Source organism: Streptomyces sp. NBC_00989 (assembly GCF_045162655.1).
Classification (GTDB): Bacteria; Actinomycetota; Actinomycetes; order Streptomycetales; family Streptomycetaceae; genus Streptomyces.
Genome location: NZ_CP108728.1, coordinates 669006 through 692813 on the forward strand (window position 1 = coordinate 669006; position 23808 = coordinate 692813).

The 23808-nt window shown below is 72.7% G+C and carries 17 protein-coding genes and 1 pseudogene; 7 read left to right on the forward strand and 11 right to left on the reverse strand.

The window, feature by feature from the left end:
* Positions 1-227: 227 nt before the first annotated feature.
* A pseudogene (locus tag OG714_RS03085) lies at positions 228-1025 on the reverse strand (RNA-guided endonuclease InsQ/TnpB family protein); the annotation flags it as partial.
* A gap of 204 nt (positions 1026-1229) precedes the next feature.
* On the opposite strand from OG714_RS03085, the gene OG714_RS03090 reads away from it, so the two are divergent.
* On the forward strand, positions 1230-4007 hold the full coding sequence (locus OG714_RS03090) for an ATP-binding protein (protein WP_406118333.1): 2778 nt from the start codon (positions 1230-1232) through the stop codon (positions 4005-4007).
* A 14-nt stretch (positions 4008-4021) separates the two neighbouring features.
* Here the strand turns inward: OG714_RS03090 and OG714_RS03095 are convergent, their stop codons facing one another.
* The 3 genes from OG714_RS03095 to OG714_RS03105 form a co-directional block, all read right to left on the reverse strand.
* Positions 4022-5488: an FAD-binding protein gene (locus OG714_RS03095; RefSeq protein WP_406118335.1), complete on the reverse strand. Its 1467-nt coding sequence runs from the start codon at positions 5486-5488 to the stop codon at positions 4022-4024.
* Between the two features lie 131 nt (positions 5489-5619).
* The gene (locus tag OG714_RS03100) at positions 5620-5814 is read right to left on the reverse strand and encodes a hypothetical protein (protein WP_406118337.1); all 195 of its coding nucleotides are present in this window, start codon (positions 5812-5814) and stop codon (positions 5620-5622) included.
* 84 nt (positions 5815-5898) lie between these two features.
* Complete coding sequence (locus OG714_RS03105) at positions 5899-6783, reverse strand: PfkB family carbohydrate kinase (protein ID WP_406118339.1); 885 nt, start codon at positions 6781-6783, stop codon at positions 5899-5901.
* A gap of 72 nt (positions 6784-6855) precedes the next feature.
* Here OG714_RS03105 and OG714_RS03110 point away from each other — a divergent pair, with 72 nt between their 5' ends.
* On the forward strand, positions 6856-7296 hold the full coding sequence (locus tag OG714_RS03110; RefSeq protein WP_406118341.1) for a MarR family winged helix-turn-helix transcriptional regulator: 441 nt from the start codon (positions 6856-6858) through the stop codon (positions 7294-7296).
* On the forward strand, positions 7293-9134 hold the full coding sequence (locus tag OG714_RS03115; RefSeq protein WP_406118342.1) for an MFS transporter: 1842 nt from the start codon (positions 7293-7295) through the stop codon (positions 9132-9134). The genes OG714_RS03110 and OG714_RS03115 overlap by 4 nt, the downstream gene beginning before the upstream one ends.
* Positions 9135-9212: 78 nt before the next feature.
* Here the strand turns inward: OG714_RS03115 and OG714_RS03120 are convergent, their stop codons facing one another.
* The 5 genes from OG714_RS03120 to OG714_RS03140 all read right to left on the reverse strand — a co-directional run bounded on the left by OG714_RS03120 (position 9213) and on the right by OG714_RS03140 (position 15844).
* On the reverse strand, positions 9213-9371 hold the full coding sequence (locus OG714_RS03120; RefSeq protein WP_406118344.1) for a hypothetical protein: 159 nt from the start codon (positions 9369-9371) through the stop codon (positions 9213-9215).
* 57 nt (positions 9372-9428) lie between these two features.
* The gene (locus tag OG714_RS03125) at positions 9429-10283 is read right to left on the reverse strand and encodes an MHYT domain-containing protein (RefSeq protein ID WP_406118345.1); all 855 of its coding nucleotides are present in this window, start codon (positions 10281-10283) and stop codon (positions 9429-9431) included.
* A gap of 442 nt (positions 10284-10725) precedes the next feature.
* Positions 10726-11436, reverse strand: coding sequence for an SDR family NAD(P)-dependent oxidoreductase (locus tag OG714_RS03130; RefSeq protein ID WP_406118347.1), 711 nt, complete (start codon positions 11434-11436; stop codon positions 10726-10728).
* 141 nt (positions 11437-11577) lie between these two features.
* A complete protein-coding gene (locus OG714_RS03135) occupies positions 11578-15468 on the reverse strand; it encodes a CHAT domain-containing protein (protein ID WP_406118348.1) in 3891 nt (1296 codons plus the stop codon).
* Positions 15469-15487: 19 nt separating this feature from the next.
* Positions 15488-15844 carry a CATRA system-associated protein gene (locus OG714_RS03140; RefSeq protein WP_406118350.1) on the reverse strand — a complete coding sequence of 119 codons (357 nt, stop codon included), beginning with the start codon at positions 15842-15844 and terminating at the stop codon, positions 15488-15490.
* Between the two features lie 59 nt (positions 15845-15903).
* On the opposite strand from OG714_RS03140, the gene OG714_RS03145 reads away from it, so the two are divergent.
* Both OG714_RS03145 and OG714_RS03150 read left to right on the forward strand, forming a co-directional pair.
* On the forward strand, positions 15904-18072 hold the full coding sequence (locus OG714_RS03145; protein ID WP_406118351.1) for a CATRA conflict system CASPASE/TPR repeat-associated protein: 2169 nt from the start codon (positions 15904-15906) through the stop codon (positions 18070-18072).
* Between the two features lie 243 nt (positions 18073-18315).
* Positions 18316-20694, forward strand: coding sequence for an ATP-binding protein (locus OG714_RS03150; RefSeq protein WP_406118352.1), 2379 nt, complete (start codon positions 18316-18318; stop codon positions 20692-20694).
* Here the strand turns inward: OG714_RS03150 and OG714_RS03155 are convergent.
* Positions 20655-21608: a helix-turn-helix domain-containing protein gene (locus OG714_RS03155; protein ID WP_406118353.1), complete on the reverse strand. Its 954-nt coding sequence runs from the start codon at positions 21606-21608 to the stop codon at positions 20655-20657. The genes OG714_RS03150 and OG714_RS03155 overlap by 40 nt on opposite strands.
* Before the next feature lie 240 nt (positions 21609-21848).
* Here OG714_RS03155 and OG714_RS03160 point away from each other — a divergent pair, with 240 nt between their 5' ends.
* Together OG714_RS03160 and OG714_RS03165 are read left to right on the forward strand one after the other, a co-directional pair.
* On the forward strand, positions 21849-22568 hold the full coding sequence (locus OG714_RS03160) for a hypothetical protein (RefSeq protein WP_406118354.1): 720 nt from the start codon (positions 21849-21851) through the stop codon (positions 22566-22568).
* Positions 22569-22597: 29 nt separating this feature from the next.
* Positions 22598-22984 (forward strand): hypothetical protein, encoded by a 387-nt coding sequence (locus OG714_RS03165; RefSeq protein WP_406118355.1) that lies wholly within the window; start codon positions 22598-22600, stop codon positions 22982-22984.
* 100 nt (positions 22985-23084) lie between these two features.
* Here OG714_RS03165 and OG714_RS03170 read toward each other — a convergent pair whose 3' ends face one another.
* On the reverse strand, positions 23085-23801 hold the full coding sequence (locus tag OG714_RS03170) for a hypothetical protein (RefSeq protein ID WP_406118356.1): 717 nt from the start codon (positions 23799-23801) through the stop codon (positions 23085-23087).
* Positions 23802-23808: the final 7 nt, after the last annotated feature.

Sequence of the window (23808 nt, forward strand, 5' to 3'; positions counted from 1 at the left end):
CTCCCGGTCTGTTGGAGTGTCGGTTGGCCGACACCGGACCGGTCGGGGCGGTCAAAACTGTGACGGCGCCCTGTTCACGGCAAGGCCCCTATCGGGACACACCCCGCCGGCCCGGTGACAGCAAGCACCACCCCGGACCAACGACCGACAGATCCAAACCAGGACACCACGGTCCGTTCTCACGCGGGTCAAGCCGCAGCCCGGGACAGCACCCGCCGATTCTCACAGTTCTCACGGACGAGACGAGTCGACAGCTTGTGCAGGTGGTCGCGGCGCCGGTCGGCGATCCGCGCATGCACACGGGCGACCTTGCGGCGGGCCTTCTCCCGGTTCGCCGAACCCTTCGCCTTGCGCGACAGGTCCCGCTGCGCCCTGGCGAGACGGGCGCGGTCACGGCGCTCGTGCCGGGGGTTGGTAACCTTCTCGCCGGTGGACAGGGTCACCAGGGACGTGACGCCGGCATCGATACCGACCGCATTCGTGGTGGCCGGAGCCGGAGCAATACGCTCGTCGCACAGCAGCGACACGAACCAGCGGCCCGCACTATCACGGGACACGGTCACCGTCGTCGGTACCGAACCCTCCGGGAGGGGACGCGACCAGCAGATGTCCAGCGGACCGGCCATCTTCGCCAGCGTCAGACGGCCCTCGCGCCACGTGAAGGCGCTACGCGTGTACTCGGCCGACACGCGGGATTTCTTCCGGGACTTGAAGCGCGGGTACTTCGCGCGCTGGGCGAAGAAGTTCCCGAACGCCCTCTGAAGATGGCGCAACGCCTGTTGGAGCGGGACGCAGGACACCTCGGCCAGGAAGGCGAGTTCCCCGGTCTTCTTCCACTGGGTCAGCTCGGCCGACGACTGGACGTAGGAGATGCGGCGCTGCTCTCCGTACCAGGCCCGGGTGCGCTCCTCCAGCGCCTTGTTGTAGACGAGGCGGACACAGCCGAACGTGCGCGACAGCTCGGCCGCCTGCACACCCGTGGGGTAAAAGCGGTACTTGAACGCCCGCTTGACCTGCCGCGCCATACCTCACACCGTATCAACCCCTCTGTGAGCGGCGGGTGTCGGCCGCTAGACGGCGCACACCGGTCCGCCCTGACGGCGAACCCACTTTCCCTGCCCTGCTGCGCAGGAGCTTCGTTTCCTCCCCCAGCTGAAGCCGGGAGTATCCACGAAGAGAGCCCCGGTGAGGGGCGGGCGTAAAGTTCCGAGGTCGGAAGGGAGACGCGTATGGACGGGGACGGGCTTCCTGCGGCGCATCCGGCCGAGATGCTCATCGGCCGCGATCACGACCTCGGGCTGGTTCGGGGGTTCGTCGACGAGGCCATGGTCTCCGGCGGGGCGCTGCTGCTGTCCGGGGACGCCGGTGTCGGCAAGACGGTGCTGCTGGACGCCGCGGCCGGGCAGGCCCGGGTCACGGGCGCGCGGGTGGTGCGCGCCGCCGGTGTGGAGTTCGAGAGCGCGATCAGCTTCGCGGGTCTCCACCAGGTCCTTCAGCCGCTGCTGGCCGGTCTCGATCGCCTGACGGACCCGTACCGCACCGCCCTGAGCGTCGCGCTGGGTCTGGACCAGGGCGCGCCGTCCGATCAGCTGCTGGTGTCGAACGCGGCGCTCGCCCTGCTCGTCCAGGCCGCCGCGGAGCGCCCGTTGCTGGTGATCGTCGACGATCTCCCGTGGCTGGACCGTGCGAGCGCCGTGGTGCTCGGTTTCGTCGCGCGCCGCCTGAGCGGCAGTCGGGTCGGTTTCCTCGGCGCCTACCGGTCGGGGGAAGGAAGCTTCTTCGAACGCGGCGGAGTGGCCCATCACGACGTACAGCCCCTCGATACGACGGCTGCGGCGGCGTTGATCCAGGCGCGTAGCCCGTCCCTGGCCCCGCGCGTTCGCGAGCGGCTGCTGGCGGAGGCGCAGGGCAACCCGCTCGCCCTGCTGGAACTGCCCGTCGCGCTGACCGCCCCGCAGCGTTCCGGCGCCGCGGTGCCCGAACTGCTGCCGTTGAGTCGCCGTCTCCAGTCCGTGTTCGCGTCCCGCGTCGAGACACTGCCCGCGTCGACCCGGCTGCTCCTCCTGTACGCGGTCCTGGACGGCACCGGTGATCTGCGCGTCCTCACGTCGGCCACGTCCGAGCGGGTCGGCATGGAGGACCTGGCGCCCGCGGAGCGAGCCGGACTCGTGGACGCGACCACCGGCCGGCTGACGTTCCGCCATCCCCTCACGCGCTCCGCGGTCGTGGAACTCTCCACCAGCGAACAGCGCCGCGAGGTGCATCGCGCCCTGGCGGAGTACTGGTCCGACCGCCCCGGGCGACGCGCCTGGCACCTCGCCCACGCCACGGTCGAGCCGACCGAGGAAGTGGCGAGTCTGCTGGAGGAAGTGGCGCGCGACAATGTGCGGCGCGGTGACGCGGGCGGCGCCATCGCCGCGCTGCTGCGCGCCGCGGAGTTGAGCCCGCGCGGCTATGAACGCAGTCGCCGGATCGCCGAGGCGGCCTATCTCGGCGCGGATCTGACCGGCGATCTGCGCGATGTGCCCCGGCTCCTCGAAGAGGCCCGCCTGGCCGACGGCGGACGGGCGGGACCGTTGGTCGCCGCGGTCGCCGCCGCGCACCACATCCTCCTCAGCGGCGAAGGCGACCTCGGCACCGCCCACCGGCTGCTCGTCGGCGCGATCGACATGCAGCACCAGCCGTACGACGCCGCCGACCCGACCATGATCGACGCGCTGTACACGCTCGCCTGGCTGTGTCAGAGCAGTCAGCGCACGGAGCTGTGGAAGCCGCTGCACCGGGCGCTCGGCCTGCTGAAACCGGAGGTCCCGGACCAACTCGCCCTGACCCTCAGCACGATGGCCGACCCGGCCCGCACCGCACCGCCCGCGCTGGGGATGCTCGACGAGGCCATCGCCTCCCTCGACCAGGAGGCCGACCCTGTCCGGGTCATCCGGCTCGCCATGACCTCCCTCTACGTGGACCGGTTGCCGGCGTGCCGGACGGCGCTGCGGCGTGTGCTGCGCGACGGGCGGGACAACAGCTCGCTCACCGTGGAGATCCAGGGGCTGGTGTACCTGGGCCGGGACCATTTCGCGGCGGGTGAGTGGGACGAGCTGGAGGCGCGGGCCGCGCAGGGCCGGGATCTGGGCGAAGCGCACAGCTATCAGCTGCTGTCGACGGAGTTCCTGTACCAGCGGGCGCTGGTCGCCGCCGCCCGGGGAGACGAGACGGCCGCCAAAGCCCTCACGGACGAGATGACCTTGTGGGCGACACCGCGCGGTGTCGGTTCCTATCTGTCGTGCGCCTCGCATGCGCGGGCGCTCGCCGCGCTCAGCCAGGGCCGGTTCGAGGACGCCTACCGGCACGCGTGCGTCATCAGCCGCGCGGGGGAACTCGCCTCGCATGTCCCCCCGGCCCTGTTCGTCGTCATGGACCTCGTCGAGGCGGCGGTCAGAACGGGCCGGACCTCGGAGGCTACGGCCCATGCCGCGGCGGCACACGAGGCGGGCATCGCCGCGATCTCGCCACGGCTGGCCCTGCTCGTGAAGGCGTCGGCGGCGATCGCCGCAGGGGACCACGTGGCGATCGACCTGTTCGAGGAGGCGCTCGCCGTGCCCGGCACCGACCGCTGGCCCTTCGAGCTGGCCCGGGTCCGGCTCTCCTACGGCGAACGCCTCCGCCGGGTGAAGTCCACGACGGAGGCGCGCACCCAACTCGCCGACGCCATCGACACGTTCGAGCGGCTCGGTGCCCTCCCCTGGACGGCCCGGGCGGGCAACGAGCTGCGGGCGACCGGCCTGTCCGTCACAACCGCCGGGGTCACCGGAGCGGCATCACTGACGCCCCAGCAACGGGAGATCGCCCTCCTCGCGGCGGCCGGCCTCACCAACAAGCAGATCGCCGAACGCCTCTTCCTCTCCCCCCGCACCGTCGCCGCGCACCTGCGCCAGCTCTTCCCCAAGCTCGGCGTGGCCTCCCGCGCCGCGCTGCGTGACGCGCTGGCGGACCTGCCGCCCGACTAGAGCGGCAGGGGTGCTCAGAAGATGCCCTGCCCCGGCACCAGGATCCCCTTCGGGTCGTACGTCTTCCTGGCCTCGGCGAACCGCTTCCAGACCGGCCCGAAGTGCCGCTTCCAGTCGGCGTGTTGGAAGGGGATCGAGCCGACCGGGTACTGGGTGCCGCCGGCCGCCTGGACCGTCTCGTACGCGGACCGGTTGGCGTTCAGCAGTCGCTGTACGGTCGCCGTGTCCTCGGGCGGCGCGGCGCGCAGGACCGCGAACAGGTAGGGAATCGGGTCGTCGGGCATGCGCAGCAGCGGTGTGTGGAGGTGCTCGCGCAGCAGCGGGTAAAGGAGGACGACGCCGGGTCCCAGGTCGGCCGGGGTGAGCGCGCCCAGGAGGGTGCCGGCCACGTCGGCGGTTCTGCGGCCCGGGATGACCACGTTGAGCCAGGGGTGGGCGTAGGCCCACAGGCCCGCTTCCTTGAGCGCGGCGACGGAGGCGGCGAGCCGGTCGAGGAAGTCGTAGTAGCCGAGGTCGGTGATCTGGGCGCCGGACGCGACGTGGCGCAGCCCCCGCAGGAGGACGGTGTCGTCGGGGGTGTCCCCCACCGGCGGCCCGTAGGCGACGGCCTCGATGGCGAACTGGTTGAAGACCCCGGCGGTGTCCGCACCGACCTGGCCTTCGAGGTAGGCGAACCGCCCCTCGGTGGCGAGGAGTTGCTGGTCGTCGAGGAAGGTCTGGAGGTCGTCGTACGGCAGGAGGTAGTGCCGTACGGTCTCCGGGGCCGGGACGAGGCGCAGGGTGGCGCCGACGATCACCGCGCACTGGCCGAGGCCGGCGAGTACGGCGTGGAAGAGATCGCGGTGGCGGGTCGGGGAGCAGCGGAGCAACTCGCCCGCTCCGGTGACGACTTCGAGTTCGAGGACGTTGTCGACCTGGGCGCCCTGCTGGTGGCTCTGGCCGCCGAGTCCGCCGACGGAGAGGGTGCCGCCGACGGAGAGTTCGAGGTAGTCGGTGAAGACGGGCGGGGTCAGACCCTGGGCGATGGCCGCTTTGGCGACGTCGCTCCACTTGGCGCCCGCGCCGACCGTGACGCGTGAACTCCCCGTCCGTACCGGGCCGATGGAGGCGAGCGGCCCGGTCTCGATGATCAGGCCGCCCTCGACCTGCGCCTGTCCGTTCGTACCGTGGCCCTGTCCGCGCGGGGCCACACGGAGCCCGTGCAGATTGCAGAACCGCACCATCGCGACGACGTCCCGTACGGAGCCGGGTCGCAGGACCGCGGCCGGACGCCGGTGCACGATGTGCCCGAAGTCGTCAGCGTCCGCGGTCAGCGAGGCGTCGTCGGTGTGGAGCGTGCCGTCCAGGTGCGGGAGGCCGGTGAGCGGCCGGCCGGTGTCGGTCGCCGCCCAACTGCGCGTGAAGGGATCGAAGCCGATCACCACGGCTGAACCTGCGACCAGGCCGCGCAGAGCGGTGCGTCGAGACGGGGTGCGGGGCATGTGGTCCTCCTGAGACCGTCCGTGAAACGATCAACGACGGCACAGTCTAGGCACGTTGGGGTACGGAATAAGGGCTCTGCACGGGCGAGTTCCCTGACCGGTTCGGTACTTGCCGCGGCTGCCCGGCCTTGCTAGTCGTCGTCCTGGCTGCTCGGGTTCTGGCCCAACCGCCGCTTCTTGCCGGAGCTGCGCAGGAGGTCGCTCGCGGTGAGGGTCACGGTCGCCACGACGCGTGCCCAGCGGGGCCCGCCGCGCTCGGCCCAGAACACACACGCACACCCACCGATGAGGAGCACCAAGACGCCGAGCAGCAGTACAACGATCATGTTTCCCACCCCTGTTGCGTACGTACGGTCCGGTGACGCGTACGTTCCTGATGATCTTCTCAGGTCGGGACGCGTCGACCCGACTCACCCGTCCCGCATCCACGCCCGCGTGCCGAACGAGGCGCATGCCCGCGAGGCCACGACGGCCGCCGCCCGCAGCGCCTCGGCGAAGCCTTCCGACGTGAGACGGCTCCCCGCGAGGTGATACGCGAGGGCCCCGTGCAGGACGTCGCCCGCGCCCAGCGTGTCCGCCACCTGCACCGCGGGGACGGCCACCGTGCCTTCGTGACCCGGCCCCGCCCACAGGATGGGGTCCGCTCCCCCGGTGACCGCCGACCAGACGACCCCGTGTTCCCGCAGGAAGCGGAGCGTGTCCGTCGGGGCGCTCGTGCCGGGTGGGCGGAAGTCGGCCGAGCAGACGGCCACGTCGACGAACGGCAGCAGGTCCTGTGTGCCGGGCTTCCAACTCCCGCCGTCGAAAAAGGTCTTACGGCCGAGGGCACGCGCGGAGGTGGCCGCGGCGACGGCCAGTTCCATGTGGTGGCCGTCGAACTCGACGATGTCGCAGGCCGCCACCTGCGCGTCGAGGTCGTCGGGCGGGGCGAGCCGGTGTGCCGTCGCGTTGGTCGAGGCGACGGCGCGTTCCCCGGTGGACGCGGTGACCAGGACGGAGGAGACGGCGGGCGGCTGTGTCGAGTCGGGCGCCAGGTCGGAGACGGTCACGCCCAGCGCGTCCAGGTCGGACGCCACCCCAACTCCCAGCGCGTGGGCGCCAATTGCTGTCAGGAGCGTGGCCGCGCCGCCCAAGTGGCCGAAGGCGACAGCCGCGTTGGCCGCCGGGCCACCAGCGGCGACCGCTTGCTCCCGAGCCGTGAGCTTCTCGTTCGAGCGCGGTGCATGGTCCACGAGCTGGATGACGTCCAGGGTGCACAGACCGACGAAAAGCCCTCTGGGGCGCCCTCTCTCCACCAACGACCTCCTCACGCCATTTACTAACAATTGGTTGAGCAGTTCAGGCTGATAAATCTACTGTTAGTAACTATGAAGGTGAACAGCCCGAACGACACCGCTCGGCTCGCGTCCGAGCTGCGGCTCGCGGTGGGCCGGGTGACGCGGCGCCTGCGTCAGGCGCATGCCGTGGGGGACGTGTCACTCTCCGGAGTCTCCGTCCTGGCCCGGCTCTCCCGCGACGGTTCCGAATCACCGACGTCCCTCGCCGAGGCGGAGCGGGTCCGCCCACAGGCGATGGCGAGCACCCTCGCGCTGCTCGAACAGCGCGGGCTGGTCCGTCGTAGCCCCGATCCGGCGGACGGGCGGCGGAGCATCCTGGCGATCACGGACGAGGGTCGCGCCGTGCTGGCCGAGCGGCGCTCCGCGTCGGTCCACCGGCTCGGGGCCGTCCTCGACGAGTTCACCGCGGAGGAGCGCGCGGCCCTCGCCGCGGCCCTGCCCCTCCTCGACAGACTGGCGGAGCGACTGTGAGCGGGCGCGCGCACATACCCGGCGACGGACAGGGGAACGGGGGCGTCCGACCGTCGCTGCTGGGCGCCGTGCGCTCGGGGCGTCGTAAGGACGCTCCCCCCGGGCCTAACTACAAGTGGGTCGCGCTGTCGAACACCACGCTCGGCGTGCTGATCGCCACGATGGACGCCTCGATCGTGATCATCTCGCTGCCGGCGATCTTCCGCGGGATCGGCCTCGATCCGCTCGCGCCGGGCAACATCGGCTATCTGCTGTGGATGATCCTGGGCTATTTGCTGGTCTCGGCGGTGCTGGTCGTCGTGCTCGGCCGGCTCGGTGACATGTTCGGCCGGGTGAAGATCTACAACATCGGCTTCCTGATCTTCGCGTGCGCGTCCGTCGCGCTGTCGCTGGACCCGTTCCGCGCGGGTGCGGGGGCGATGTGGCTGATCCTGTGGCGCGTCGTGCAGGCCTTCGGCGGTTCCATGCTCACCGCCAACTCGGCTGCCATCCTCACCGACGCCTTCCCCGCCCGGCAGCGCGGAATGGCGCTCGGCATCAACCAGATCACCGCCCTGGCCGGTCAGTTCCTGGGCCTGCTCGCCGGTGGTCTGCTGGCCGTCGTCGACTGGCGCGCGGTGTTCTGGGTGAGCGTGCCGATCAGCATCACCGGCACGATCTGGTCGTACCTGAGCCTGCGCGAGACCTCGGCGGGCCGCCCCGGCCGCATCGACTGGCTGGGCAACCTCACCTTCGCGGCAGGCGCCGGAATCCTCCTCGCGGGCATCACCTACGGCATCCAGCCCTACGGCGGCAGCGCCACCGGCTGGGGAAACCCGTGGGTGCTCAGCGGCCTGATCGGCGGCGTCGTACTCCTGCTGATCTTCTGCTACGTCGAGACACACATCGCCGAACCGATGTTCAACCTGGCCCTGTTCAAGGTGCGGGCCTTCGCCGCGGGCAACCTGGCCGCCCTGCTCACCGCGATCGCGCGGGGCGGACTCCAGTTCATGCTGATCATCTGGCTACAAGGCATCTGGCTGCCGTTGCACGGCTACGACTACGAGGACACCCCGCTGTGGGCGGGCATCTTCATGCTCCCGCTCACGCTCGGCTTCCTCATCGCCGGGCCGCTCTCCGGCTATCTGTCGGACCGGTTCGGCGCCCGGATGTTCTCGACGACGGGTCTGGTCGTCGTCGCGCTGTCCTTCCTCGGTCTGCTCGCGCTGCCCATCGACTTCGACTACGGGATGTTCGCGGCACTGTTGCTGCTCAACGGTCTCGGCCAGGGCATGTTCTCCGCGCCGAACACGTCGTCCATCATGGGCAGCGTGCCGAGCGAGTACCGGGGTGTCGCCTCGGGCATGCGGTCCACCTTCCAGAACTCGGGCACGGCCCTGTCCATCGGCGTGTTCCTCTCCCTGATGGTGTCCGGGCTCGCGACCTCGCTGCCCAGGACGCTGAGCCACGGACTCCAGATGCACGGGGTACCGGCCGGCGCGGCCGAGCAGGCGGCGTCGCTGCCTCCGGTGAGCACGCTGTTCGCCACGTTCCTCGGCAACAACCCCATCCAGCACCTGCTCGCGTCCGATGGAACCCTCGACCACGTCACCGCCGCCCAGCGCGCCGTCCTGACCGGCCACACCTTCTTCCCCCAGCTGGTCTCCGGCCCGTTCCACCACGGCCTGACCATCGTCTTCAGCGTCGCCGCCGGCATGGCCCTGGTCTCCGCGGTCGCCTCGGCCCTGCGGGGCGGCCACCAGCCCGACCCGGAACCCGAACCGACACCGGCCAATCGGCCCCCCGCCCCGGCGGAGACGCCCGAGACATCACAGGCGGGGCCGAACGGGACGTCGTAGGACCCCGCAGAAACGGATCCCATGCATCGGCGGGTCCCGGCACTCCGGGGCCCGCCAACCTGCCATCCGGTCATCCGGTCATCCGCGGATCAACAGGACGCCTCCCAGCGCCCAGCGGTGGGAGCGGATCCTGACGTTGAGACTGGTCCAGGTGCCGCGCCCATCGCGCCGGCCGACCCCGGACTCCCGCCGGTGCTGCCGTATCCGCTCCACCATCCGCCGGCGGTGACCCCGCACGCCGACTCCCCGCCGCTGAACGTGCTGCTCGGGCCGACCCGAGCCGCCGGAGTCAGGTCACCAGGAGGTGCGGCTCTGCGACTGCTCGGCCGGCTCCCTCGGCGGGAACACGGAGTCGCCGCCGAACAGCGGGGCGGGCGTAGGCTCCGACGTCTGCGTCTCGGCGTCGCCGAGCATCATGTCGGGGTCGAACATGACGATCACGGCCGCGACCAGGAGGACGAGGAGCGGGCCGGCGAGCATCACGAGGAGGAACGCGACCAGGTCGGCCGAGGACTGCGAGGCACCGGCCACGTTCGTGAGGTGGACGGAGACCGCGGCCATGCCGGTGTAGTGCATACCGGTCACGGCCACGCCCATCACCAGGCTCGCGCCGAGGCTCGCCCACAGCGCGTGGATGGAGACCGCCGCCCACAGCGCCGCGGTGGCGGCGGCGACGGCGATCACGACGGAGAGCACCACGGTCGTAGGGTCGTAGTGGAGGGTGCCGTTCGTGTGGATGGCGGCCATCCCGAGGTAGTGCATGGCCGCGACACCGAGCCCGGTGACGGCGCCGGCCACCCCCAGGTTCAGCGGGGATCCGCCCCGGTAGCCGACCAGGAACACTCCTACGGCGACCACCGCGATCGCCACGACGAGGCTCAGGAGTGTCTTCGTGGCGTCGTAGTTGACGAGCGCGCCCTCGACGCTGAAGCCGATCATGGCGATGAAGTGCATGGTCCATATGCCGCAGCCGATCGAGACGGCGCCCAGTGCCAGCCAGCGGGCTCTGTGCTGCGGGCGGCGCAGTGAGCGGGTCGTGCAGCGCAGCCCGAGGGCCGCTCCCAGACACGCCATCAGATAGGCGGCGACGGGGGTCACCGCGCCGTAGTAGAAGTCGGAGACGGTGGCGGCGGTGGCTGTGACGGTCATCGAGGGTTCCCTTCACGTACGTGACGGCTGACGGCACCGCAGTCGCGGTGGGCCGGCACGGTGACGCGGCGCACGCTCCCGTCCGGCAGGCCGCGGAAGGTGCCGGGTCATGCCGGGCGCGGCCTCCGGTCGGGAAGGGCGCAGGGACACAGGGTGCGCTACGGCAGGGGCGCGCGCGGATCCACCACTCCCGCCCCTGCCGCACGTTCGTACCGGCTCGGCCGGGCGGACTGACCTGCACGAGCGCGCGGACATCCTGCTGATGAGCCACAGGACACGGGGAACCGAACGGTCGAGATCTGGCCACCTGGCCGAGTTGTGCATGATTCAATCACACGCTGCGCACATTTCCTGCACAATCCGGATAGGTGTTAGCCGAATCGATACATCGCCACCACTGCCCACAAAGCCCACCACTAGGGCGAGTTCGGTCATCCCGAGTTCAACGTCCGGCGCTCCGGCCGCCGTCGACGTGGAGGATCTCGCCGGTGACGAAGGGCGCCTTCTCCAGGAAGACGATCGCGTCGACGACGTCGCCGACCTCGCCCATCCGCCCGAGCGGGTGCAGCGCGGCGAGACCCGGGGACGCCTCCGGGTGCACGGGGGTTCTGATGACGCCCAGCGCGACCGCGTTGCTGCGGATGCCCCGGGAGGCGTACTCGATCGCCAACGCCCTGGTGGCGGACTGCAGTCCGCCCTTGGTCAGGGACGCGAGCAGCGCGGGGGTCGTGGAGTCGGCGTGGTCGGCGAGGCTGGTGCTGATCTGGACGAGGTGGCCGGTGCCCTGACGGAGCATCTGCCGGACGGCGAGCTGGGTGATGTGGAAGAAGCCGGTCAGGTTGACGCCGACGACCGTCTCGTACTCCTCCCGGGAGTACTCGGTGAACGGCTTGGCGAGGTAGCGGCCCGCGTTGTTGACGAGGGTGTCGATCCGGCCGAACCGTTCGATCGCGGCGGCGACGACGCGCTCGGCCGTGGCCGGATCGGCGATGTCGCCCTGGACGGTGAGGACGTCCGGGTCCGCGGCGGGGGTGATGCCGCGCGAGGTCGCGACGACGGCGTGGCCGAGCCCGCGGTACGCCTCGACCAGACCGGCGCCGATGCCCTGTGACGCGCCGGTGATGACGGCGACCTTCTTGACGGGAGTGTCCATGGTGGCCCTCTGCGTGGTGACGGTGCGGACCGGCAAGCCTTGTCGGCCGGTGCCGCTCGGGTAGGGCATGACTACCTGTGCGGAGGCGCGAGTTGGGGGAACTCGGCAGCGGGTCGCGCTCCGCCGCGGGCCCCGGGGTTCTCAGATGCCGACGTGGTGATGGGCCGCCCATGCGGCCGGTGCGTCGCCGTAGTGGACGCGGACCTGTCGCGCCGTACGGGCCAGGGCTGCGGCCGGTTGGTCGCGGGCGGTGTCCAGGGCGTCGTAGAACACGCGGGCCGTCGTCTCGGCGACGGCGTCCGGTACGCGCCACAGGGTGCCGATCACCCCGGAGAACCCGACGAGCAGGAACGCGGACGTGAGGTGGATGGCCTCGTCCGCGAGGGCGCGGGGCGTGTACGTCGTCTCGCACGCCGAGAGGTACGCGAGGCGGCCCCAGCCGCCGCGGCGCGCGGCGATCTCGGCGAACGTCAGGTCGAGGTCCGGCAGCAGGAAGCGGCTGGTGCCCGGGTCGTCCTGGTCCGCCACCGCGTGCAGCGCCAGGTGCAGATGGGTGCAGGTGATCAGCGCGGAGACGAGGGCCTCCCGCCCGCACTCGGCGAGGTCGAGCGGTTCGGCGCCGAGGCGGTCCGCCGCCGCGCGGGCCTCGCGGCGCGCGGCGGGCAGTTCCGGCAGTCCGGGGCGGCGTACGTCGGCGTGCACGACGGCCGCCACCGTACGGTCCGGTGCCGCGCCACGGGCCCGCGCGTGGTGCAGGGCGGTGACCGTCGGCGTGTACGAGGACACCGTGCGGTCCACCAGCGACTTCGGGATCCCCGAGGCGTCCTGGGTACCCGACGCGGTCGCGGCGTGCAGCGGCAGCCGGCACAGCGCCTGGGTCGGTACCCACCAGACGCGGGTGTCCGGATCCGTCACCCGCAGCTCGGCGAGGACCGGGGCGGCCACCTCCCGCCACAGCAGGTCGAGGGTCGCCGTGACCCGTTCGTTGGCCGCGTCGACCTCGTCCTGCGCGGCCCGGGGATCCAGCGCGGTGACGACGTCGGTGTGGAGCGCGTCCGCGGCCTCCTCCACCTCGTCCGCGTCCAGGCCGTCCAACGGAACGTGCCGCAGCCCCTCGGCGGTGAGCACCAGCGCGTCGCAGCGGTACTCGCTGACGTTCACCACGACCACCGGACCGTGTGCGGCCTCGGCGAGCAACGACTCGACCGACGGCGGCAGTTGGAACCCGGCCCGCCCGGGCGACGCCCTGATCCCGCCTACGACGAGGGCGAGTTCGGCCTCCAGGTCCCGGCGGCGTTCCCGCTCGCGGCCCGTCGCCTCCGCCGTCGGGGGCAGGGTCGGCAAGGTGAGCGGGGGATGGTCCAGGCGGTCGAGCGCGTCGCGCAGGTCCTCGAAGCGCCGGGCGAGATCGGCGTCGGCGTCGTGGAGGTCCGCGAGGTCGGCGTGGATCCCCGACCGGCGGTTGAGGAGCACGCCGCGGCCCAACTCCAGCAGACTCAGCGCCCGTTCGGGATCGCCGCAGGCCAGCCACATCGCGGCCGCGTCGCTCGCCAGTCCCGCGGCCCCGGCGAGCCTGCGCTGGGCGTCGGGGCGTTCCAGGCGACGGGGCGTGGCGGCCGGCAGCAGTTCCACACCGAGCGCGAACGCCTCGGCCGCGGCCCGCGCATCGCCCGTCAGCGCCGCGAGCCGGCCCTCCTCACGGGCCGCGTACAACCGTACGTCCGCCGGGCCGGTCCCGGTCCGGGCGGCGGCGCGCAGCGCGTCGAGCGCTCCTGCCCGGTCGTCCGCCTCGTGGGTGGACTCGTGCCGCAGGTTCAGTACGTAGGCGAGGTTGGCCAGCCAGCGGCTCAGGCCGGGGTCGTCCGGCGGGGTGTCCGCGACCACCCGGCGGGCCAGCGTCGCCGCCTCGTCGAGGTCGCCGTCGCCGGACCGGGCGGCCAGGGCGAGCAGCAGACTGCCGCGGACCGCGGTGGCGGACCGGCCCTCGTCGAGGACGGCCAGGGCACCGCGCGCCGCGTCGACGGCCTCCGCGGCAGCCGCCGCGCGATGTGCGGACGCCTCCCGCAGCGAGACCGCCAGATTGGCGAGCTGGAGCGGCAGTTGTGGATCGGTGGGCGCGGTGGCATCCACGGCCGTGCGCAGACTGACGAGGGCCCGCTCCAGCGTGTCCTGGTCGCCGGTGATGGCGTGGAGCGCGTGCAGCGCGAGGCCGTGAGCACCCGCGACCGTCGCCAGCCGCCGGGACGCCGGCCCGGCCGCCATGGCCTCCTCCAGGAGCGCTAGTGCCTCGGACAGGTCGTCCCGGACGCCGAGCGCCTCGTGGCGTTCGGTGAGGGCGGTGGCCAGATTGCTGAGCAGCCCGGGGCGCTCGGGGTGACCGGCCGGGACCAGGTGCAGCGCCTCGCGCTGGAGGTCGATGTCCTCGTCCAGGTCGTCGAGGTCGCCGTCACGGGTGTAGCGCGCGTACAGCGCCCCGCCCAGGTTGCTCAGCCGCAGCACCCGCTGGTGGGCGGGACCGTCGCCGTGTACGGCCGCCCGGCCGGCGGTGATCGCGTCGTCCAGTTCGTCGTCGGCGCCGTGCAGCCGGGTGCGGGCGGCGAGGGCGGAGCCCAGGTTGTTGAAGTGGATCCCGGCGTCGGGGTGATCGTCGCCGAGCAGGGCGAGGGCCTCGTCGAACCGGCCGATCGCCGCGTCGAGTTGGGCGGGCTCGCCGGTCTCCTCGTGCCGCAGGCGCAGCAGGACGCCGAGGTTGCCGATGCGCCCGGCACGGTCGCCGGGCGGCCCGGCCTTGAGCGGGGCGGCCGACTCGCCGTGCGTGATCGCCTCGTCCAGCAGCGCGGGATTGTCGCTCAGCAGATACCCGCAGCGCAGGACGTCGGCGAGGGTGTCGAGTGCGTCGGCCCGGCGCTGTACGTCGTCCCCGGCCAGCGCGAGCGCGGTCCGTGCCGTCCGCCCGGCCTCCTCCGCCACGCCGATGTCCTCGTGCTGGTCGGCCCACTCGCACAGCACGGCGGCGGCGATCTGCCAGACGTCGGAACGGCCGGCGGGCGGGCCGGCGTCGGCCGAGCGGGACGCCTGACCTCGGGCACCGGCGCGGTGGAAGTCCGCCGACCCCGATCGCACGGTTTCGGAGGCCGTCGCCGCGCGTACGACCGCGACCGCCTCCGCCAGCGCCTCCGGGTCCCCGGCGTAGTGGCACTCGGTCAGGGCGCCCGCCAACAGGCAGGCCCGCTTGGCGTGTTCCTCGTCGCCGTCGGCCGTGCGGTGCAGTGCTTCGCGTGCCGCGGTGGCGGCCTCTTGCGCGAGACGTGGATCGTCGCTGCGGCCGGAGCGGTAGCGAAGGACCTGCGCGAGTTCGGCGTATTCGTCGGCCGCATCGAGCCCGTGCTCCTCGCACTGCGCCACCGCGTCCCGGGCCGCCGCCTCGGCGCGGGTGAGCGTCTCGGCCTCGCCGTCGTGCTCGTACCGCATCCGATGGGCCTGGGCCAGGTGCAGCAGCGAACCGCCGCCCGCGGCGAGCGAGTCCCCGATCACCACGACGACCTCCTCGAACAGCTCGGGATCGTCGAGGTCCGAGCCCGCCCCCAGCATCAGTTCGGCCACCGACGAGAGGACCATGATCCGGGACAGCGGGTCGTCCGGGGCCCGCTCCGCGGCCCGGCGCGCGGTGGAGACGGCCTCCCGCAGCACCCCGGTGTCGCCCGTCATCGCGTGTAACGCGGCCTGGGCTTCGGCGAGTTGCCCGAGGACCACCGCCTCGTCCGGTCCGGCGTCGGCCAGGGCCCTTTGCAGCGCCTCCACCGACCGCGCCCCCGCGGCGGCGCCGCCACCGCGCCGGGCCGACCCGGCGTGCAGCGCGGCGATCCCCTCCAGCAGCGACACCCGGTCCTCCCGCCCGGCGCACCCGAGGGCGGCTTCCAGAAGGCCGACGGCCCGGTCCGTGCGGCGCGGGAAGCGGCCGTCCACGGTCGCCCGGCGGGCGCGCCGCAGCGCCAGGGCCAGTCGCAGGCGGCGGTACGGCGACGGCTTCACCGCAGGGGGCGGTGCCGCCTCAGCGTCGGTCGTCGTCGCCGTCGGCTTCTCCCGCCGTGTCCTCGCCTCGCTCGGCGATGATGTGCACCAGGGCGGTGACCCGCTCCCGCAGGGGCTCGGGCGGCGGGATGTCGGCCGGGTCGGCGATGCGGTCCACCCGGTTCGGGCTGAGGACTTCGAGCCGGGCGACGGCGGCTTCGAGAGCGGGCCCGTCCCCCGCGTCGCAGGCCGCCGCGAGCGCCTCGACCGCGGCGGCGGGACGCGACCAAGCGGCGTGCGGAAGCCGCGACTTGGAGATGTCCTCGAGCAACACGCGGGCCCGCGTGAGCAGCGCGGCATCCAGGTTCGTTCCGGGTGAATCCGCCCTAGACTGCATGGGCTCAACTGTAGCGAGAACGCCGGGAGTGGCGACGCGAGGCGGGGGTGTACCGGCACGTGACCGAGGGAGAAGTGACGGAGCGGAAGGTCACGGAGCAGGAGGTCGCGGTCCACGTCTTCGCCCCGCTGTACGGCGGACGCGCCGAGGAGGGGATGGCCTCCGTCCGGGCGTTGTGGGGGCGCTTTCGTGAACTGCAGCACGCGGACGGGGAGTTGTACGAGGCGCTGCCGGTCCGGGTGCCGGACGACCTGCTCGCCCCCGCTCCGCACGGCCCGGTCGTGGTGGCGGGAGTGCAGTCCGCCGACCTGCTCGACCAGGCGGTACTGCGACGGCACGGGGAGATCGTCAACGTGTCCGTCCTGCTGGGCGCCGGTCCGGGCCGGGAGTGGTCCGGGTTGCGTGAGCGGTTGGAGACGATCGTGGGCCCGTTCGGGTCGTGTCATCTGGGCGCGGTGACAATGGAGTTGGGGAAACTGCCGGCGGGAACACCCGGGGACGTCGACCTGTCGGAACCGGAGGGCGGCGACGCCTCGCACCGGTGGCGGCTGTTGCGGATGCTGGGGCGGGTCGGCGCGGACCCGCGGCTCGGATCCTGGGCGTGGTCGCACAACCACCGTCCCGAAATGCCGCACTTCGTCCGCTACTTGATGCACATGACCGCGCTGCGCCACCAGTGGGCGACACATCACTCGCTCGGCGACGCGCGGGCCACCGGGCAGGACGGGACGCTCGCCGCGGTGCGGCTGCCGTACTGGGGCGCGGAGCACTACGAGTTGACGGGGGCCGAGGCCGAACTCCGGTTCATGCGGCGCGTGGTGGAGACACTCCGGGAGAACGCCCAGCTCGCCCTGGAGGACTCGGGTCTCGACGGCGAGACCGTCCTGGACGCGGACCGGCGGTTCGGCTCGTCGTTCCTCCAGCGGCTGGACGACCTCCTCGCCCTGAGGGAACTGACCGGTTCGGCCGGCCCGGCCGAGCCGGCGCGAGGTCCGGCACCGGAGCGGAGCCCCCGGGCGGCGGGACGGGACCGGGTGCTGGCCGTCGTCGACGAGTGGTTCCCCGCCCACGGTGGCCTGAGCGCCTTCAACCGCGGGCTGTGCATCGCTCTCGCCGAGGCCGGCGCGAACGTCCGCGTCCTGGCGGTGTCCTCCACTCCGGAGGAACGCGCGGACGCGGACTACCATCACGTGCAACTCGTCGACGCCGCCCAGCCGGGCGTCCCGGGGAAGGAGTCGCTGTTCCTGCGGCCGCCGTTCACCGATGGATTCGAGCCCGACCTCGTCATCGGCCACGGCAGGGACATGGGGCTGGCCGCCCGGGCGCAGGTGAAGCAGTACTTCCCGAACGCGGGGCGACTGCACTTCCTGCACGTGGAGCCGGACCGGGCGGAGGCCCAGAAGCCGCAGGCGGAAGCGGACTTGGCGGTCCGCTCCCAGGACCGCACGGAGCGGGAACTCGAACTCTGCGTGGGCGCCCTGCGGTCGGTGGCGGTCGGCCCACGGCTGGCGAAGAACCTGCGGCGTCATCTGCGCACACGGACTCTGGCCCCCGTGGTGCGCGTCGACCCCGGATTCGACGGCAGGCCCGCCGCCACCGCTCCGGGCCTCGACGAGATCCCGCAGATCCTGATGATGGGCCGGCTGGACGACGCTTCGCTCAAGGGGCTCGACATCGCCTGCCGGGCGCTGGGGGCGGCGGCACCGAAGAGAGCGGAGCACGGCTCCTGGGAACTGCTGGTCCGCGGCGTTCCCGACCAGAAGTCGCGGGAGCTGTACGAACAGGTGGAGGACTGGATCGGCAACCCCGCGGTGGATGTCACCCTCCGCCCGTTCTCCGCGGATCCCCGGCACATCATGGAGGACGTGGCGCGGGCGAGTCTGGTCCTCATGCCGTCCCGCGCGGAGGCGTTCGGCCTGGTCGGTCTGGAGGCGATCGCCGCGGGGGTGCCCGTGCTGGTGAGCGGGCGCAGCGGGCTCGGCGTGCTGTTGCTCGACCAGGGGCAACTGCCGGTCGCGCAGCAGGCCGTGGTCGACGTGGCCGCCACGGTTCGGGACCTGGAGACGGACGTCCGGATGTGGGAGAAGTCGATCCACGCCGTCATGCGGAGCCTGCCCGCCGCCTTCCGTGACGCCGCCGAACTCCGCGAGGAGATGGCCGCCCGCTGCACCTGGGCCACGGCCGCCTCCACCGTGCTCGGCTGCCTCCGCCCCGACGAACCCGCCTGACCCGCGGCCGGCCCTCCACGTCTCCCCTGTCCACGTGGAGGGCCGGAGCCGGATGGGGCGCGGGTTTCAGTGGGTCTGCACGGCTGTCGACCTCCTGCGGCCGGCCGGGGGCCGATATCCCCTCGGCGTGGAATCCGCAGGCAAACACGCGGATCCGTCCGGCCGTCCGTGGTCCTGGAACACACTGGAATCGTCTGGACCCGCGCGGTGCGGATCCGTGAACGTCCCCGCGGAGGAACGGTGGTGAACGAAATACCCCGCCCGTCCGGCCGGCCCGCCGAGGCACTGGCGCAGCGCCTGGCGGTCGAACTGGCCCGGGCTGTCGTCCGGGCCGAGAAAGGGCTCGCCGGAACGCTGGACCGCCGTGAACTCGCCCGCCGTCTCAACGTCTCCGCCAGCAGCCTGTACGCCTATCTCAACGGCACCACCCTGCCCGCCACCGGAGTCTTCGACGCGCTGCTCGCCGCGCTGGGCGTCTCCGGACCCGAGGCCGGCCGGCTGGCCACCCTGCGGGACGAGGTCGACGCGGCCCGGCGGCTGCGCCCGACCGCTGCCCGCCGGTCCCCCGGCGCTCTCGCCGTACCCCGTCAACTCCCGCTGAGCCACCCCGTGTTCGTTGCCCGGGACGCCGAACTCGGCCGGCTGGACGCGGTGCGGAGCCCGTCCGGCGACCCCGCCCCGGGCCGGGCGGGGGTCGCCGTCGTCGAGGGAACCGCGGGCGTCGGCAAGACCGCGCTCACCCTGCACTGGGCGCACCGGACGCAGCACCACTTCCCGGACGGCCAGCTCTACGTCAATCTGCGGGGCTTCGGCGATGAGTCGGTCATGGATCCCGGCGAGGCCCTGCACGGTTTCCTCCAGGCGCTCGGGGTCACCCCCGCCGCCGTGCCGACCGACACCGTCGTGGCCTCCGGGCTGATGCGCACGCTGCTGGCCGGCCGCCGGGTGCTGCTGGTCCTGGACAACGCCCGCTCCACCGACCAGGTTCGGCCGCTGCTGCCCACCCACTCCGGTTCGGTGGCCGTGGTCACCAGCCGCAACCGCCTCGACGGCCTGGTGATACGCGAAGGGGCCCTGCGCATAGCCCTGGACGTGCTGCCCCGCTACGCCGCCCGCACCCTCCTGGAGCGGCAGATGGGCGCCGAACGGATCGCCCTGGAACCGCGCGAGACCGACGAACTGGTCGATCTGTGCGCCCGGTTGCCGCTCGCGCTGAGCGTCGCCGCCGCCCGCACGGCCGCCGCCCCGGCCGGTTCCATCGGCGCCCTGGTCCGCGAACTGCGGCGCGCCCGGGCGCCGTTGGACCTGTTCGGGGTGCAGGACGCGGATGTCGACCTGCGGTCCGTGTTCCACGGTTCGTACACGCTGCTGCCGGCGCCGGCCGCCCGGCTCTTCCGGCTCCTCGGCTGCCACCCCGGACCCGAGATCGACGCCACGGCCTGCGCGGGCCTCATCGGCGACACGGAGCCGCCCGTCGCTCTCCTCGACGCCCTCACCGCCGCCCACCTCGTCCGCCAGCACACCCCCGGCCGCTACACCCTGCACGACCTGCTCCGGGTCTACGCCGTGGAACTCCTCGACGGTGGCTCGCCGCAGGAGCGCCGGGACGGTACCGAACGGCTGCTGCGGCACTACCTGGACACCGCGCGCCTGGCCGACCACCACCTCGAACCCTGGCGTCCCACAGCCGGCGGGGCGCCGAGGCCCACCGACGCGCTGCCGCCGATCGACGGTCACGCCGCGGCGACCGACTGGTTCGAGTCGGAACTGCCCTCGCTGCAGGCCGTCATCGGCCAGGCCGCCGCGACCCCGGGCCTGGAGCCGTACGCGTGGCGGCTGGCCGACGCCTGCGCCGTGCATCTGCGCCGCTCCGGCCGCCGTGCGCAGCGGGCCGCCGTGCACGCGCTGGCCCGCGACGCGGCGGGCCGGGCCGGAGACGGCGCCGCCCACGCCACGGCCACCCGCCGGCTCGCCGACGCCCTCTCCCGCCTGGGCCGCGCCCAGGACGCGCTCGACCTGCTGTACGCGACCCTGCGCACCTGCCGCGGCCTGGGCGACTCGGAGGGTGTACGGGAGGTACGGCTCTCGCTCGTCCGGGTGTACGGCTCGTGCGGCGACCCCCGCAGGGCGATGCCGCACGCCCGGCTCGCCCTCGCCATGGCGGAGCGGACCGGAGACCCCGTCGCGCTCGCAGACGGCCTCACCTCCGTGGCGCAGCAGTGGGAACGGCTGGGAGAACACACCGTCGCCCTCGATCACGCACGGCGCGCCCTGGACCTGTACACCCGGCTCGGCCACCTCGACGGACAGGCGGGCATCCTCATCGGCATGGGCCGCGCCGAACAGGGGCTCGGCCGGCCCGCTGCCGCGATCGGCCACTACGAGGTCTCCTTGGACCTCGACCGGGCGCTGGGCGACCGTTTCCGCGAGGCCCATGCCCTGGAGCATCTCGGGGACGCCCACGCGGCGCTCGGCCGGGGCGAGGACGCGCGCGCCCTGTGGGAGGAGGCCCTGGCGCTCTTCGAGGATCTGCACCACCCCGACGCCGGACCGGTCCGCGCCAAGCTGCGCGCGGCGGCGGACTATCCTCCGGTGCCCGCCTCCAGCCAGCAGAGCCCGTAGCCGTATCCCACCCTCATCGCCCCGAACTCGACGTCCACGCACCCGTGTTTGTCGGGGCGCAGGGTCGGGGTGCCGGGGTCCTGCTGGTAGATGACGGCGGTGGGCACGCCGGCCAGCCGCCACACCGTGCGTGGTGGCCTCGCCGGGTCGAAGTCGACGCGCAGCCGGAAGTGCTCGCTGCGGGTCAGCGGCACATGGACGAAGTGGGGTGCCATCGGCTGGTCGGGCGGGATGCGCAGCCGCAGTTCGTACGCGTGCCGCGTGCCGGCCCCGAGCGGTTCGGGCAGCACCAGGAACCGTTCGAAGTAGCTCTCGTACTGCGGTCCGCCGTCCTCCAGGCGTCCTCCCCTGACGACGGAGATCTCCAGCTCATGGCCGGGCGTGGTGTCACCGGCGCGGCGGGGCACGCTGACGCCGACGGGGATCCGGGCCAGGCCGTCGCAGGTCGCGACCACGATCCGGCGCTCCAGGGCCTCGGGGGCCGGGGTGTCCAGCCGGAGCCGGGTGGACACGGACTCGGTGTACCAGCCGTGCGGTTCGGTGCGCGCGCAGTCCGGCGGGCACCGCTCGGCATGTGCCCCGGCCGCGCGGTCCGCCGGGCCGTCCCAGGGCGGCGGGACGACGCCGGCCGGACCGTCCGGGGAGTCGGGGTCCAGGGCGCGGCGCACCTGCGCCCAGTACTCGCCCCACCGCCGCAGGTCTCCCCCGCAGGCGCCGACGATCGCCAGGGTGACCGGTCGGGTGGGATGGCTCTCGCCCCGCATGGCGTCGCTGACGGTCGTCCTGCCGTAGCCGGTGCGGCGGGCCAGCTGGTCCAGGGTGAGTCCGGCCGATCCGCGCAGGTCCCGGAGCCAGTACGCGAAGAGCCGGGCCGGTGACCCGTCCAGGACGATCTCCTTCTGCGGACGCCCCATCGTGCGCAACCCCCCTGCCGGGCAACGGCGTTGCCGCCGGTGTCGCGGCCGAGTCTGGCACACGGCCGGGCACGTCGTCCCGGTCTTGTGGGCCCGTCCGCCGGCCGTCCGGGTTTTCCGGAGATCGTCCGGTTCGCCGGAGAACTGTTGAGTGCGAACTCCGGCCCTTGTTACACAGGTTGCGCCCCGCTCCGGTGCGTCCGCACCGGCCGGTTCCCGCTCTTGCGCCAGGAGAGGACCATGGTTCTGTTCCCCAGGACGCCCCGCGCCACCCGGCTGCCGGGCGACGTGGTGTCGCGGATGGAGCGGTTCGGCCGCTTCGAGTTCGACCCCGTCGGCACCGACATCGACGCCTCGGACGTGTGGGGCGAACTCCAGGCGCCCTACCTGCCGTTCGCGCAGTCCGACCCGCAGGGCTTCGCCCGCGCCCTGGCCGACGCCGTGCTGCCGGCCGGTGGCTTCGCCCTGTTCGGCGCCGCGCGCACGGTGTGGAACCTGGTCGGCTCCGACTTCGCCAGCCCGGCCTACGACGCGCTGCGGATGGGCGCGCTGGAGTTCTTCCGGGCGAACGGGGTGCCGAGCAACCGGCTGTCCGCCGCCGACTGGCAGTTCTGGCGGGAGAACCGCTCCGAGCCCTGGCTGGTGGGCCGGCCCCCTCCGACGCCCGAGGAGGCGCGGATCCCGCCCCTCGCGCCGGGAGAACTGCGCCGGATCGCGCAGATCACCGAGGCTCGGGACTCCAACGTCGTCTACGTCTCCGCCGCGCGCGAGGGCCGTTTCGTGACCGTCGTGGACGCGCCGACCAGCGACACCGACCCCACCCGGGCGCGCTTCGAATCGACGTCGGCGGACACCCTGCACGACCTCTACACCCAGATCGGCGAGGTGTTCCAGACGCCGGTCCACTGGGTCGCCGACGAACTGCGTCCGTTCATCCCCCTGCCTCCGTCCCGCCTCTGAGGCGGGAGGGCCCCCGAGGAGAGAGAAACATGGCCAAGACTCCGGTGGAGATAACCACCCAGCTGTCGATGGCGGAGGCGGCCGACGTCTTCCGCGACGCGATGCGGGTGAGCTGGTGGAGCGAGCACATCACCGGCGCCGGCACCACCTTCGAGGAGCCCAGAGGCTCGGTCTTCGACACCGTGGCCACGGACCGGCCCGACTTCACCGTGATGGCGCTGCTCGGCGGCCGGGGAGCGGAGATCCAGAAGTCCGCGGTGCACATGTACATGTGGGACCGGGGCGCGCACCGCGAGATCGTGCTGGGCGTCGGCCGCAACCTCGGCGCCTTCGGCATCAAGGCGAACCGGAAGATCCGCCGGTACGTGGACGCGCTGACGGAACTCGATCCGTCCATGAAGTACACGGGGATCTGAGCGGCCCCACCGAGCGGCCCTCGATCCCGCGGTCCGACGAGCACCCGGCACAGGGGACCGGGTGCTCGTTGTCGTCAACGCGCCCGTCCCGTACGGGTGTTCAGCCGACGGCCGCGAACGCCTCCGCGGACACGTCCCGTTCGAGCACCGACCGGTGGAAGGAGTAGACGCCGATGTCGGAGACCTTCACCAGCAGGCAGTACCGGTCGACCGACGCCACCGACCGGACCACCTGCGCGTACTCCCGCCGCAGGAAGTGGACGGCCGCCTGGTTCGCCACCGAGCTCTGCCCGCACACCAGCACCACCGGGCGGCTCGACTCGGGCGGCGTGAACTTGGCGACCACCGCGTACTCCTGGTGGCCGCGGTCGAAGTAGTAGCGCTCCCCGCCGACCCCGATCGCCACCGAGTCGGGGCGGTCGCTGAACGGAGTGATCGTCACTCCGGGCAGATGGGCCGTCAGATGGCCGCCGGTGCGCGGATTGGACCCGCCGATCGGCCCGCCGACACAGAACTCGGTACGGTCGCCGTTGGTGCCCCGCAGATCGCCGTTCTCCACACCCACCCGGCAGCCCAACTCGCTGAGCAGTACGGCCAGTTCGACGACCGCCCGCAGGTCCCGCTGCTGGGTCGTGCCGGGCTGCCCGTGCTTGGTGCCGACGACGATCACACAGTGCTCGCCGGGCCGGGTGCCGAAGAACGCGGCCCTGCGGTACAGGGCCCGCCTCCGCCGTCCCCGCTCCCACAGCGTGCCCAGGCCGAGGCCGACGAGGCTGGTCAGCAGACCGATCGCGACGTTGGCGAGTACCGACAGCATCGGCCGG